Raw genomic sequence first — 12557 nt, forward strand, 5'->3', positions numbered from 1 at the left:
GGGGAGACAACAGGAACTCATCATGTAAAACTTGCACCTGAGGGAGCTGCGATGCGAAAACTGATTTTGCTAGGTTGCCTGTCCTATTTCGTCATAGGGCTAGCCCATGTCGTCGCCGGGGCGCTGCTGGAGCCGGTCATGAAGGAGTATGCGCTTGATTACAGCTCGGCAGGGCAATGGATCACCAACCAATTCATCGGGTTTCTGATCGGCGTTCTGGCGGCGCCGGCGCTCTCCTCGCGGATCGGCCGCCGGAGCACGCTGGTGCTCGCCATGGGAGCGCTGACAATTGCCGAGGCGGTGTACAGCACGCTGCCGCCTTGGGATATCATTCTGCTGGTCGCGCCGGTGGCCGGGTTCGGATTCGGCGTGACGGAGGCTATCGTAGGCGCGTTGATCATGGACGTGTTCGTCAAAGGCAAAGCTTCCGCGATGGGCTGGCTCGAAGTCTGCTTCGGCGTCGGAGCGCTCGTGATGCCCGGAGTGGCTTCCATACTCATCCAGGGCGGAATCTGGCCCATGAGCTTCCCGGTGCTCACCGCGCTGGCGGGCATCTGCCTCCTGCTCTGGATGACGCTGTCGTTCGGGGAGGCGGAAGAGGCGGTCGCCTATGTACCGCGCCGACCTGCACTCCTTGAAGGCTCGCCTGACGAAGCGCCTGCGCCGGGCCTGGATGGACCGGTCATGGTCAGGCAGAGGACAGAAGGCGAAGGCGCCGGAGAAGCGGGCGCCGTGCCAGCGGGAGCCGCAGATGCTGAAGAAGGAGGGCTTGCCGGAGCAAGGCCGGCTTCTCCCGCTGAGCCTGCTGCCGGATCCGGCAGCGCTTCGGCTGTTAGGGCCGATGCAAGGGCGGAGAGCGGGCATCCAGGCCATGGGACGGCTCCGGCGAGGCAAGGTCTCGCGGATCGGGCCGGCAGCGTCGGCGGGTCCCCGCCGGAGCTTGCGGACGGGCGAGCGGCTGACCGGCCTGTCCGTCCCCGCTATGCACGAGGCTCGATGCCGCTGTTGACGGCAGGCATGCTGTTCTTTTTCCTCTATGTCGGCATGGAGATGGTGTTCGCGAACTATCTGCCCTCGGTCATGACCTCGCAGGCTGGACTGAAGGAAGCGGAAGCATCCGCCGTTCTCAGCCTGTTCTGGGGCACGATGGTGGCTGGACGTCTGTTCATCGGAGCGGCGACCAAGGCGGCAGGCTACCGGACTTATCTGCTCGTATCCGTCGGAGCATCGCTCGTGTCTCTCGTTCTGATGTCGGGCGTAACGGAGTCGGGCTTGTCCTGGATGCTGGTGCTGGTCGCGCTCGCCGGACTGTTCATGGCGGGGATATTCGCGGTCGCGCTGATCTACGTCAACGAGAAGCTGCCGGGCATGACGGATCGCACGACGAGCCTCATGGTCGCTTGCGGCGGCCTTGGCGGGGCGCTGTTCCCCAAGCTGGCAGGCTGGATTCTCGACGTCTATGACTGGCATGTCCTGCTGCAGATGACGGCTGCGATGGCCGCCATGCTGCTCGTGCTGCTGCTTGCGCTTCTGGCGCTGCGGGGCGGGGAGCGGAAGAGCCGGGAGGGTTCGGCTGCTGCGGAGTAAGCCGGCCGGGTTGGAAGCGCAATAGATGGGGAAACTGCATTGGCGGTTGGAATGAGCGCCGAGCAGCTGAATAGAAGAGGCTGACATTGGCATCCTGCTCGGATGAACAGCCTGGGTAATTGCAGAACAAGCTCTAGAAGCGTGGTGAAAAAGTGACCGGAGGGTCGGAATGGAGTCGGAACAGCGTCAGCGTTCGCCTTTGTCGTCTGATTTCAACTGCTAATCCCTTTTTCAATGAAATCAGAACGACAACAGCGATTGGAGACCCATACCGACCGCAGGCCACCTATTTTTCAACACGCTTCTAGAATCGCTGGAACCGATCACGGCGCAGGCTTGGATCGGAGCCAAGCCTATTCGCTTATGAGGAGGATTTTCCCATGGGAACCATCGTATCGCCGAAATGGCTGCTGGCCCGGATGTATGAACCTGATCTCGTCATCGCGGACTGCCGGTTCGCGCTCGGCAAGCCGCTGTCGGGGCGCTCTGCCTATGAGGAAGCCCATATTCCCGGCGCCGTGTATCTGGACCTGGAGCAGGATTTGTCGGCTCCGGTCGGAGCGCATGGCGGGCGCCATCCGCTGCCGGAGCCGGAAGCGCTGCAGGCGGTGTTCCGCCGCGCGGGCATCGGCCCGGACTCCCGCGTCGTCGCGTACGACGACCAGGGCGGGGCGATGGCCTCGCGTCTGTGGTGGCTGCTGCGCTGGCTCGGCCATGACGCGGTCTATGTCATGGACGAAGGCTTCGGCGCCTGGCAAGCCGCAGGCTTTCCCGTGACGGCCGAGACGCGCATCGTCGTCCCGGGCGGCTTTGCCGCCAGGCCGCAGCCGCATCGGCTCGCGGACCTGGAGGAAGTGCGCGCCGCCTCGTCTGCGGCTGCGCCAGGGTGTTGGGCCGCCGGCGGCAGCGGCGGCCCTGCCGGGACGGATGCGGCCGGCGGGCACGCATCCGTGGAGGCGGTCCAACCGGGGAATCTGGCCCCGGTTGACCGCCTCGGCGTCGAGGCCTCCGTCGTAGACGGCCTCGAAGCGGCGTTCGGCTCGGTAGAGGAGCCGAACGAGGCAGCGGAAGGGGCGGGCGAAGCCGCCGCCCCGCTGCTGATCGACTCCCGCGACCCGATCCGGTACGCGGGCATCGAGGAGCCGCTTGACGCCAAGGCCGGGCATATTCCCGGCGCCGTCAACCGGTTCTGGAAGGGCGTTCAGGACGAGCAGGGCCGCTGGAAGTCCGGCGCCGCTCTGGAAGATGCGTTCGCCGGACTTCCGAAGGATCGCGAGATGATTGTCTATTGCGGCTCCGGCGTGACGGCTACGCCGAATGTGCTCGCACTGGAAGCGGCAGGCTTCACCAATGTGAAGCTGTATGCGGGCAGCTGGAGCGATTGGATTAGCTATGAGGGGAATCCGATTGCGACAGGGGAAGAGTAAGAACCGAGAGACCGCGTCGAACGCGGGTTTGGGGGCTGTGACAGGTTGTGAGCTAGTGACCTGTTGCAGCCCTCTTTGGGCTTTTCTGTCAACAGCTTGCAAACAAGAACCCGACGAAAGCAGTTGCAGGGACCTCGGAGCCAGCCACAGCAAGGTGGTCGGGTCAGGTGGTTGTTGAACGCTTGTCGGTTTCGCGTGCGTCCATCCACAAACAGTCCCGGCTTGTCCTTTCGTGCGGAGCAAGTGGACGACCGCCTATGGGAGCAATTCGCGTGGCTTTCCTTGGTGTTCCCGGTATCCCCCTGTTTGGCGGCATCGGCATCAAGAACGGGAAGGTTCGAGGGAGTGGACGTGGAAGAACCAAAGCCATTCCACCGCGCAAACCGTCACGACCGGGAGCCGTTCGGAGCAAGAGTCCTCCCGAAGTCCAGCAACGCCAGCAGCTGAGCAATCCAAGCGGACAATGTATGTAAGTACGATCTACAGAAAGTTTGCTACACTGTTGCGGGAAAAATTATAAAATCCCTTTACGGGAATATTCCTCATATGGTATATTTCGTTTATGGAAAAATTTAACGAAAGGAGTTGATCAGGGAGTGATGAACGAAGAGGTTACCGCCTTTATCGAGAACTTGGGAGAAACATGGCAAATTGAGCTTTCTAGGCGGCTGAGAGATATGGTTCACCAAACCATTCCATCGGTTGAAGAACGAATTCAATACAAAAAGCCCCATTTTCTGAAAAACGGCCACTATGCCGCAGTGATTTCACCTTCGAAGGATGCGATAGCCTTTATGATCATGAACACAGCTGGGATGGACTTTCCGAAGGGCTTCGAAGGACCGCCGGAACGCAAATGGATCAAAATTAAAGAAGGAGTTTCCCCAGACTACACCGTGCTTTCCTCGTTACTCGCTCAAGCCACTCAAGCGCTCTAATGAAGAGACAGCATTGGGTCGGAGAAAGATAATATGGAAACGGAGACGCTCGGTGCTTTAGCAGAGCCCACACGAATGCGGATTGTGGAGCTACTGCGCAACGGCCCACTTACCGTAGGGGAAATTACGAATAAGCTGCAAATCCGGCAGCCACAAGCATCAAAACACTTAAAAGTACTTAATGAAGCGAAGATCGTTGATGTGCATCCAGTTGCCAATCGTCGGTTTTACAAGCTTAGATCCCAACCCCTTCAGGAGATGGATACCTGGCTTAGCACGTTTCGCAGCTTGTGGGAAAATCAATTTGATCAGTTGGATGAGTATCTAACTAAACTCCAGAACCAAAGTAGCAGGGAGGAATAGAAATGGTAAACCATGAAGTGTTGTTAACTCGTGAATTTAACGCTCCACGCGAACTCGTGTTTAAGGTGTGGACGGAGGCGGAGCATTTTAGCAAATGGTGGGGTCCAAAGGGATTCACTCTCGAAATCAGCAAGATGGATGCCCGTCCGGGCGGAATTTTCCTCGGGTGCCAGAAATCGCCCGATGGAATGAGCATGTGGGGGAAATTCGTGTATCAAGAAGTGAGTGAGCCGGAAAAACTTGTTTTCATTCAATCGTTCAGTGATGAACAAGGGAATACAGTGCGGGCTCCATTTAACCCGAACTGGCCGCTTGAGATTATTAACATCCTGACCTTCGATGAAGTGGATGGAAGGACCACAGTAACATTCAGTGGCGGTCCAGTGAATGCATCGGAAGAGGAAATGGCAGCATTCGATGCTATGAAGCCAATGGTCAAGCAAGGGTTCGCCGGTACGTTCGAACAGTTGGACCAATACTTGGCCAGCCAGCAATAATGGAGAAAGCAACGTTCCGACTGCAGGGACGTTGCTTTTTGCTGTTTCCATGCCTCTTTTGGATACAGTAGTTTAGGAGAAACTTGTTTGCAAACATCCATTCAACAGCTTGCAAACAGTCCCCATCCGTCCAAACCCCAGCCCATCCACCCTTTGCCGAACCCCACTTTTTTGTTCCGGAATCCTGCGAACACAGGGGATCGTGGGGGATAAGAAGCTGGAGCGATTGGATTTCGTATATACAGCAAACCGAGCATGCGCTCGTATCCTCTGTATATGCTCAAAGAAGGCCGGGAAGCCCGCATCACGGTATGCAAACCCGGCCCGCCTTAAAAGTATTCGTCGGGCGTAATTCTGTTGCGGGTTCAGATGGTTCGGTTTCTTCTGGGCGTACTTCGGCCTCGATTTGAATCAGGTTCGCTCGTTCACGTACTTCTAAGGCAGACAGTGAAATAGGCCGTCCCAAGATGACAGGGACGGCCTTAAGTCGTTGCATTGATCTGACGGCCGATGTATACTGGCTTCATTATTGATCAATCACTATCGAAAGGGGGATCGAGGGATGGCTAAATCCGATGCAACGTCCGTTAATCGTAAAACGGAGATTATTTCTGCGGCGATCGAAGTATTCGCGGAAGTCGGCTATTACCGAGCTACGACGGCACAGGTGGCAGAACGGGCGAGTATTTCGCAGCCCTACGTATTTCGATTTTTCTCGACGAAGGAAAAGCTGTTGCTGGGCGCGTTGGAGGTCTCCTGGTACAGGGTGATCGAGTCGTTCCGTGAGGTGGTGGAGACGACATCGCCGGAATTGCTGGAGGCTACGCTTATTCAGGAATACGAGAATATTCAGGCGATGCACCGGAACGAGATGTTCTTGCAGATGCAGGCGCAGACCATTCGGGAGGAAGCGATCCAGGAGACGATGCGGGGCGGCTTTAAGGAAGTCCGCGATATGGTGCTGACGGCGTTCCGTGAAGCCGGTCTCGAGAAGCCCGAAGAGCGGACGATGCTGTTTCTCGCCCGGGGAGTGCTGTGCAATGTGGCCGTCGCGCTGCATATGCCCGAATTGATGAAGGGATGAAGGGGGAAGTTTTTCCCAAAAGTGTTATTGACCAATCACTAACCATTTGTTACAGTGGATATAAAGTTAGTGATTGATCAATCACAAAGCCGCGAAGTGAAATTCAGACGCTCCACTTGTGGCAATTTGATCGTCAGCTGCATAAGTACGCAATAATCAAAGCGAATTGGCAAGAGACCGGAAATTTTTTTGAAGAGTTGTAATTGATCAATCAATCACAAAAAATACGAAAGAGGTCGAGATGAGATGACGATAACGAAGGCAATGGTCATTGGAGCAACCGGCGGAACGGGAGCCGCGATTACGGAGGAACTGGTGAAGCGCGGGATCGACACGATTGCGTTCGGGCGTTCGCGTCAGAAATTAGAGCAATTCGCGAGTCGGCTAGGCAGCCCCGATCATCTGACGCTTGCCGTAGGGGACGCTATGCGACCCGACGATATCGTTTCTCAAGCAGGCGGAACAGACGTATGGTTTCATTGCGCGAATGTTCCGTACCACGAGATGACGAATAAGCTGATTCCGCTGGGCGAGTCGGTGATGGAGGCGGCGGACCGCATGGCTGTCCGGGTCGTCGCGATTGACGGTATATACCCATACGGCAGGAGACAATCCGACCCTGTAACCGAGGAGCATCCCAAAGAGCCGCATACTCGAAAAGGAAAAGTCCGCTTGGACTATGAACGGATGTTGTTCAGCAAGCGGTGGAACAAGGCCAAGGTTTTGATCGCCCGATTGCCGGATTATTATGGACCAACAGCCAACGAAGCCTCTTATTTGGGCTCGACTCTGGAGGCGATCGCGGCCGGCAAGATGTCGTTTTTCATCGGCAATATGCATATTCCTCGCGAATATGTCTATTTGCCGGATGCGGCGGCCATGATTGTCGAGCTGGCCGGCAGAGACTTCGCCTACGAACAGAATTGGCATATCCCGGGTGCCGGCTTAATCGCCGGGCGAGACATCGTGAAGATCGCGCATACGGCAAGCGGCAGCATCAAACCGGTCATTCCGTTGAAGAAGCTGGGTTTGTCTCTGCTCGGAATCGTCTTGCCCGTTATGAAGGAAGTGGTGGAGATGCTTTACTTAACCGAAGAGCCGCTGACGCTAAGCAGAGACAAGTACGAACGGTTCATCGGTCCAATCGTGGCAACGCCCTTCCAGGAAGGGATCGCCTCAACGATAAAAGCCTTGAATATGAAAAATTAAGACCACTACAGACTGAACCTGGCCGCCAGACGTTGAATAGCATCCGTCTTGATCAGTTTGTTAATGATAAGGAAACCAAGTGTACCCCCAAGAGTATTGGCTAGAATGTCGTTAATATCCGTACTTCTGCCGTTGCCAAGAGTAATCCGGATGATCAACTGCAGAATTTCAAACGAGAGGCTGAGGAGTAGAGCGAGTTTCGCCATTTTTGTTATGCTGCCGTATTTAGGATTCAACAAAGGCAGATAGATACCCAGTGGGATCAGCATGATGATATTCAGGATAAAGGTCTTTAAATCGACTGTTAATATAGGGATATAATTAATCGTTTTGTACCAAGGCGTCTGGTTCGCATATAATCCGATATTTACATCAATCGGAAAGAATACCAAATGGATAACAACGATTAGATAGATGCTGAACGTGAACAGCAAGGTGTATTGCAGAGGTGTAAACTTCCGTTTCTTAACTATAGCCAGTGCCAACAGAACGATCAGAAATACATCGGCAGCAGGACATACCAGGATTCAATGGTGAATTGGATAGACATATGCTTGGAATCTCCCTTCACTAGGCATAGATTATTGATATTAGAAACAAAGACAGACTACGAAGAATAACCTGGGCAGTCTGTCTTCTTATTTATTTGGCAGAAGGCAGCTCAATTCTTGTTTCCAATCCCTTGATATATTGATCCTCATGTACGCTCTCTGAAAAATCATCCTTGATTACAAAAGGCTTCAGAATCAAATATTTGGTCTCCCCGGGTGTTGAGGCATATCGGCTGTCAAAGTTCAGGCTGTTCGCTTCATACTCGCCATCCCCGCCCAGGGTGGCCAATTGGCGGCCTTGATCGTTGAATACGGCTACACCGATATGACGTAATCTGAGTTCATCTTTCATTTCCAATGTAATCATGTTGTTCAATGCAATTGAATAATTCACACGAGTCGTCAATGGGGTCAACTGCAGGTCGATGACGGAGAAAGTAAGCTCTTCATTGGGGACAACAGCATTCGGATGTACATTTTCTATATCTTCCGTGGTTTTATGGAAGGGAACATTCAGTTTAAATTCATGGTCAATTCCGTCCAAGATGACCGTTACATCGGCAATGAATGAGTCGGAAATGGAGCTGGTGCTGGATATATCGAGAACTTCTTCAAAGATTAGCATGTTCGGATGTTCTTCCCCGGCACCCATGTAGGATCCGCCCTTCAGGAACGAACCCGGATCTCCTTGCGATTTTCCGTCAACACTGAAATATACATTCTCAATTGCATTGCTGAGTTTCATTACCTTTTTTCCGTTATCATAGCGGCCATTCTTCAGATTAGGAGCCGTCACACTGACCAGAAAAGCGGCCCGGCTTCCGTCGAAGACCGTCTCTTTCACCTCAAGCTTAATGTCTTTATAGGAAACATTGCTGTTCACGGTTGAGGCAAGCCCAAGGTCACCGGCATTGCGGAGTCCGGTGTCGCCTTCAATAGAGCTGAAGATGCTTCCTATTAAAGGAATATTCTTGATCGAGCCCGCCATGACCGGAGACACGAAGCCGGAAGTGAAGAGTGCTGCTCCGAGGAAGACAGCTGCTGCAGTGACATAGGTTGATGCGCGCAGCCGCGAACGTGTGGGTCTGTTAGTACGCTGGGCAGGCAGCTCCGTGAGCGAAGCGTAAGTCTCATCCAGACGTGTGCGGACAAGCGGTGACATCTCCATATCTGTGTTGTTCACCTCTTTCTGTTTTTTCAGTTCCATCTGTAGTTTAAACGGATCCATAGTTCATCTTCCCTTCACGAAAGATTTTAAAATTTTTCAAAAGTGTATCGCGTGCTCTGGAAAGGCGCATCTTGACGGCACTCTCCGAGATGTCGAGGACACTGGCCACCTGCCGCAGCGGCAAGTCTTCAAAATAATGAAGAATGACAACGATACGCTGCTTCTCATCCAGTCGGTCCACGGCTTCTCTCAAATCAACTTTATCGTAGTCGTCGGAGTTTGAAGAAGACGCCAGAAGCTCTGAGCAAACTACGGTGCGGGAGCGGCCTGACAGAATCGTATTGCATTCATTGATCAGAATTCGGAGGATCCAGGTCTTAAAGAATTTGGGCTCACGAAGGGAATGTATCGATTTATAAGCCTTCAGGATGGTTTCCTGTAGGGCATCTGCGACATCTTCGTCTTTACCCACGATGGATTTGGCCATATGGTGTAAAGAGTTCTCCAAGTGCTTGACAAGGCTGATAAAAGCATTGCGGTCGCCCGCTGTCGCTTGAACCGCAAGTTGATTTAACTCCACATTCCACACTCCTTTTTTCTTATCTACAAGTTAGACTGCTCCCGTCGGTATAGGGTCACATTTATTTTTGTAATATAACTATCTTTTGAACTTATCTTGATTCTCCCTTTCTTCATACCCTAGTCTGGACGGCTTGGCCGTCACCAGCAGGACACGCACCAGCCTACCTCGGGCCAGTCGCTCCCATAGATGATCGGAAGAAGAGCCATAGGGGTAGAACGATCAGGGCAAATGACAAAGGGGCGGAGTGGGATCTCCATAGCCGGGAGCGCGTTACGCGAAACGTGTCTCGCAAAATAGACGACAGAGCAGGGGGACGCAACTCGCCCTGCTCTTTTTTTGTTATACAGTTGAAATGTATAGTTCGACTGTATATAATAATATAAAGTTCAACTGTACAGTTAGACTGTATATGGGAAGGGGGAGCGCTGCATGAAGCATCCGCTGCTGCCGCTGTCGGAAACGATGCATTATATCTTGCTCTCGCTCAAGGAGCCGCTTCATGGATACGCGATCATGCAAACGGTCGAGCAGATGAGCGCAGGGACTGTCATTCTGGCGGCCGGAACGCTGTACGGGGCCGTGGAGAACTTGAGCAAGCACGGCTGGATCGAGCCGGTGCCGGGCGAGACGGGCCGCCGGAAAGTATACAGGATCACGCAGGACGGAGAACGCATCCTGGAAATCGAGCGAAGAAGGGTAGAGCATCTGCTATCACTTTATGAAACGAGGGATCGCCATGAAAAAACGTAGATGGTTCATCAACCTGCTGAAAGAGGAGAAGTGGCTGAACGATCGGCTGGCCGAAGGATACTCCTGCCGGCGGATCGGCCCGCTCGGCGGGTACACCTTTGAGCCTTCCAGCCGCAGGATGGTTATCCGTCTCGATTATCAGGATCGTATGAGCGCGGGGAAGTACGAGGATTATAAGATGACCTACGCGGATTTCGGGTGGACCCTTCTGAAGGGCAGCCGATGGGGGAGCGTGCAATATTGGCAAAAGCCTGCGGACGGGCGCGACGAGATCTTTTCCGATGCCGGCTCGCTGGTTGCCTTCTATAAGCGCCTGACCCATTATGCGCTGACGACGGCATGTCTCTTCTTCATTTACATCTGTGCCGTGTTCAACGGCCACATTTTTAACGCTATGTTCAATATCAAAGCAAGCTATCTGACGGACGGCTTATGGGAGATGGAAGGAGCTTCCTTCTGGCGCGCCTTTCTATTCGAGACCCCATTCGCGATGCTTCGCTTCCTGCCGGCCTGGATCTTTGCGATCTGCTGCCTCATGTGCCTCTACAGCTATTATCAATACTATAAGCTGAAAAAGAAATACGCCTGACCGGCGGCTTATGCCCAAGGCAATATGCATTGTTCGGGCGACGCGTTCACGAACGCCTGAATGGAGGGCTGACGCAGCGCGCGGCCTTCCCGCCATCTCCACTCGCTGTACTGCACCTTGGCCGTCAGCTTCGGCATCACCCAGTAGGCGTCCTTGTAGCGCTCCGGCCGGTTGGCGAACGGGGAGCCCGGGGCCGCCATCGGCGCCAGCGCCTGCGTCAGGGCCCGCCATTCCGCTCTCGACAGCTTGCCGGTGCCGGTATGGCCGATGTACCATAGTCTGCCTTCGCTATCGTACTGCTCGAGCAGCACGGCATTCACGTATCTTCCGCTGAGCGTGTAGCCGCCGATCGCCGCCATGATGTCCCCGTAATTTTTCACCTTCCTCCATCGCGAATCCTTGCCGCCTACGGCATAGGTGCTGCGCAGATCCTTGCACACGATCCCCTCCATGTCCTGCTTCCGGATCGCCTCGAACAGGTCAATATAATTTCATTTGACCTAAATAAACAATTGGCTATATAGACTGAATTAAAGAATAGCATTTTGAAAAATCGGCCAGTCCTAGTTGGGGTAATAGAGGAAACAACAACCAGTTAGGACGTGATTTTATGGCAACAACCGACGAAAAGCATAGAGTTGAAAAGGCGCTTCGCGAGGCTTCCGACAAACGGATGTATGAGCGTTATTTGGCGGTGCTACACGGCCTTGAAGGCCGCACGATTAAGACATATCGAAGATGATCAAACGGATGGAGAAAACCACCGCCGGATACATTCATAGCTATGAGCGTGACGGAATTGGAGGTCTTGGGCTGGGCCATTCACCCGGCAAACCCCGCCGGCTTACGGATGAGCAAGAGAAGATCCTGGCGGGCACCATTGCAAACAAGCGGCCGGTCGACGTAGCATCGAAGCCAAGTATACATGGACCCTCAAGCTCCGAAAGCTATACGGAAAAAGGAATGTCCGTCCTGCTGCACCGGCTCGGATTCAGCCACACAAAGGCAACTTACACCATGGAACTGGCCGATCCTGCGGAGCAGGCAGCGTTCAAATCGGAGACCTTCCCAGCGCTAAAAAAAGCTGATGAACCAAGAAATCGACCATCTGCTGTTTGAAGACGAGTGCATGATTCGGACGTACCAGTCGCTGCAATATAACTGGTTCCCGATTGGGCAGCAACGAAAGGTTCCGACTTACGGACGCCAAGAAGGCGCGAAACTGTTTGGCGTGCTGGATTACGAGACCGGGCACGTGCTCTACCGTGACGGCGAGCGGTATGATGCCCCGGCTTTTATCCAGTTCCTCGATGCTGTTCTGAAGGCCTATCCTGAAGGCAAGATGGTGATGGTCCTGGATAACGGCCAGATTCATCATGCCGCACAGGTACAAGCCTATTTGCAAGAGCATAAACGGCTGCAATTCGTCTTTCTGCCGAAGTACTCGCCGGATCTCAACTTAGTTGAAGGGCTATGGAAATGGTTGAAAAGCGATGTCCTCCATAATGTGTTTTACAAGAAGTTTTACCACATCCGCATCAACGTCGCCCCCTTCATGAAACGCGTCAATGCCAGGCCCATGGAGGTCATCGATCGGCTGTGTATCCGCATGTAATTCAAAAGTTCAGTCTATATAGTTGTATTATTTTTGCGTGTATTTGGACCTTCAGGGAGTGTAATTTGACGTTTTTTGCCAAAAGAATCCAGTTCATTGGCGTACCTTGCAACGCGCATAATGGCGTTGGCCCAATTTGTAAAATTTACATGATTTAAGATACGTATTGCCAGCACCCGTCATTGACGCTCTCTAT

Annotated in this window: 13 protein-coding genes and 1 pseudogene; 10 read left to right on the forward strand and 4 right to left on the reverse strand. The window is 53.6% G+C overall.

Going from position 1 to position 12557, the window contains the following annotated elements; all coding sequences use genetic code 11:
• Positions 1–51 precede the first annotated feature (51 nt).
• The 7 genes from AC06G8_RS00695 (at position 52) to AC06G8_RS00725 (ending at position 7105) form a co-directional block, all read left to right on the forward strand.
• On the forward strand, positions 52–1587 hold the full coding sequence (locus tag AC06G8_RS00695) for an MFS transporter (RefSeq protein WP_480284103.1): 1536 nt from the start codon (positions 52–54) through the stop codon (positions 1585–1587).
• Positions 1588–1967: 380 nt separating this feature from the next.
• Positions 1968–3014, forward strand: a complete 1047-nt coding sequence (locus AC06G8_RS00700) for a sulfurtransferase (protein ID WP_480284104.1) — start codon at positions 1968–1970, stop codon at positions 3012–3014.
• A gap of 599 nt (positions 3015–3613) precedes the next feature.
• Positions 3614–3952, forward strand: a complete 339-nt coding sequence (locus tag AC06G8_RS00705) for a DUF1801 domain-containing protein (RefSeq protein WP_447665140.1) — start codon at positions 3614–3616, stop codon at positions 3950–3952.
• A gap of 33 nt (positions 3953–3985) precedes the next feature.
• Positions 3986–4315: an ArsR/SmtB family transcription factor gene (locus tag AC06G8_RS00710; protein WP_447665111.1), complete on the forward strand. Its 330-nt coding sequence runs from the start codon at positions 3986–3988 to the stop codon at positions 4313–4315.
• Positions 4316–4317: 2 nt separating this feature from the next.
• Entirely contained in the window at positions 4318–4812 is a 495-nt protein-coding gene (locus AC06G8_RS00715; protein WP_447665112.1) for an SRPBCC family protein, read from the forward strand.
• Between the two features lie 562 nt (positions 4813–5374).
• Positions 5375–5896, forward strand: coding sequence for a TetR/AcrR family transcriptional regulator (locus AC06G8_RS00720; protein WP_480284105.1), 522 nt, complete (start codon positions 5375–5377; stop codon positions 5894–5896).
• A gap of 246 nt (positions 5897–6142) precedes the next feature.
• Entirely contained in the window at positions 6143–7105 is a 963-nt protein-coding gene (locus AC06G8_RS00725) for an NAD(P)H-binding protein (RefSeq protein ID WP_480284106.1), read from the forward strand.
• Between the two features lie 5 nt (positions 7106–7110).
• On the opposite strand, the gene AC06G8_RS00730 is transcribed toward AC06G8_RS00725, so the two are convergent.
• The 3 genes from AC06G8_RS00730 to AC06G8_RS00740 all read right to left on the reverse strand — a co-directional run bounded on the left by AC06G8_RS00730 (position 7111) and on the right by AC06G8_RS00740 (position 9404).
• Positions 7111–7590: a VanZ family protein gene (locus AC06G8_RS00730; protein ID WP_480284107.1), complete on the reverse strand. Its 480-nt coding sequence runs from the start codon at positions 7588–7590 to the stop codon at positions 7111–7113.
• Positions 7591–7747: 157 nt separating this feature from the next.
• Positions 7748–8884, reverse strand: coding sequence for a DUF4179 domain-containing protein (locus AC06G8_RS00735; protein WP_480284108.1), 1137 nt, complete (start codon positions 8882–8884; stop codon positions 7748–7750).
• Positions 8871–9404, reverse strand: coding sequence for a sigma-70 family RNA polymerase sigma factor (locus AC06G8_RS00740; RefSeq protein ID WP_480284109.1), 534 nt, complete (start codon positions 9402–9404; stop codon positions 8871–8873). The genes AC06G8_RS00735 and AC06G8_RS00740 overlap by 14 nt, the downstream gene beginning before the upstream one ends.
• 432 nt (positions 9405–9836) lie before the next feature.
• Here AC06G8_RS00740 and AC06G8_RS00745 point away from each other — a divergent pair, with 432 nt between their 5' ends.
• Positions 9837–10157 (forward strand): PadR family transcriptional regulator, encoded by a 321-nt coding sequence (locus tag AC06G8_RS00745; RefSeq protein WP_447665118.1) that lies wholly within the window; start codon positions 9837–9839, stop codon positions 10155–10157.
• Positions 10144–10746 carry a DUF2812 domain-containing protein gene (locus AC06G8_RS00750; RefSeq protein ID WP_480284110.1) on the forward strand — a complete coding sequence of 201 codons (603 nt, stop codon included), beginning with the start codon at positions 10144–10146 and terminating at the stop codon, positions 10744–10746. The genes AC06G8_RS00745 and AC06G8_RS00750 overlap by 14 nt, the downstream gene beginning before the upstream one ends.
• Positions 10747–10754: 8 nt before the next feature.
• On the opposite strand, the gene AC06G8_RS00755 is transcribed toward AC06G8_RS00750, so the two are convergent.
• Complete coding sequence (locus AC06G8_RS00755; protein ID WP_480284111.1) at positions 10755–11198, reverse strand: ATP dependent DNA ligase; 444 nt, start codon at positions 11196–11198, stop codon at positions 10755–10757.
• Positions 11199–11356: 158 nt separating this feature from the next.
• Here AC06G8_RS00755 and AC06G8_RS00760 point away from each other — a divergent pair.
• A pseudogene (locus AC06G8_RS00760) lies at positions 11357–12361 on the forward strand (IS630 family transposase).
• The last annotated feature ends 196 nt before the right edge of the window (positions 12362–12557 follow it).

It is taken from the genome of Paenibacillus sp. SJS-P3 (genome assembly GCF_056711585.1).